Source organism: Acinetobacter sp. 228, from assembly GCF_048147885.1.
Map to the genome: position 1 here is coordinate 1 of NZ_JAYWYV010000240.1, position 1,435 is coordinate 1,435.

2 protein-coding genes are annotated in these 1,435 nt (G+C 39.3%); both read left to right on the forward strand.

All coding sequences use genetic code 11. The annotated features are described in order from the left end of the window. On the forward strand, positions 1 to 1,169 hold a 1,169-nt coding region (locus VXQ92_RS17785), incomplete at its 5' end, for a TerC family protein (RefSeq protein ID WP_416682701.1). Between the two features lie 71 nt (positions 1,170 to 1,240). Continuing rightward, on the forward strand, positions 1,241 to 1,435 hold a 195-nt coding region (locus tag VXQ92_RS17790), incomplete at its 3' end, for a YchJ family protein (RefSeq protein ID WP_416682702.1).

The following is a 1,435-nucleotide window of genomic DNA, read 5'->3' on the forward strand; positions in this document are numbered from 1 at the left end:
CATTAGACAGCGTAATTACTGCTGTAGGTATGGTGAAAGAACTGTCAGTCATGATGGTTGCTGTTGTAATTGCTGTGGGTATTATGCTGTGGGCTTCAAGACCACTCATGGACTTTGTCAATAAACACCCAACAGTAGTTATTCTATGTCTTGGCTTCTTGATGATGATTGGTTTCTCTTTGGTGGTGGAAGGTTTTGGTTTCCATATTCCGAAGGGTTATTTATATGCTGCGATTGGTTTCTCGATTTTAGTCGAAATGATCAACCAAACCATGCGTCGCAACCAAGAGAAGCTAGTGACTACTACAGATTTACGTTATCGCACAGCTTCTGCTGTTTTACGTATGTTAGGCAGTAAAAATAGCGGTTCTACTTCAGACGCTCAAACGGCTGATAAAGAAGATGTATTGGCAACTCAAGCTTTTGCTGATGAAGTCTTTGATGAAGAAAATGGCGCTTACCATAGTGTGCTTGTACAAGGTGTACTTGGTTTATCTGAACGTCCAGTAAAGTCAGTGATGACACCAAGACCTGAGCTTGAATGGATTGATTTAGACGAAGAACCAGAAGTTTTAAAAGAACGTTTAATGTCGATGACACATTCACGTTTAATTGTTGCTCGTGGTGAACTTGATAATATTGAAGGTATTGCGCTTACACATAAAGTTTTAAATGGCTTTATTGAAACAGGCGTTATCGATTTTCAAAAGCACTTACGTGAGCCAGTTATTGTGCATGAAAATGCTCAAGTGCTTATGGTGATGGAGCAATTACGTCAGGCTCCTTTACAAATGGCGATTGTTCTAAATGAATATGGTTCAATTGAAGGTATTGCCACACCAATTGATATTTTAGAAGCAATTGCGGGTGAGTTCCCTGATGAAGACGAACTAGATGCAGCAGCAGAAAGTTTAGAAGACGGTTCGTTAATACTTGAGGGTTCAACCGATATTCGCCATGTATCGCTTTTACTTGGTCGTGACTTAGTTGATGAAAGTGAACAATATTCTACTTTATCGGGTTATTTATTATTCCATTTAGGTCGTTTACCTGAAAATGGTGAAACTGTTGAAGCGGATGGTTATCGCTTTGAAGTTGTAACCATGGAAGGCCATAAAATCGAGAAAGTTCATATTGTTTCTATCGAACAGGATGAATCGAAAGATTAAATTGCGTGTCAGATTTAGAAACATCATAAAATAGCTCAACTTTGAGCTATTTTTTATTTGAGAAGTACCAAATGACCCAACAAACTTGTCCATGCGGAAAAGGCAGCTATGCAGAATGTTGTGAGCCTTTACATTTAGGCACAGCAAAAGCACTCACGGCAGAGCAGCTTATGCGTTCACGTTATAGTGCATTTGCATTGCAGCAAATTGATTATATTGTGCAAACGACGGCTTTAGGTCAGCAAACTGCTCTTGATAAAGAGGCT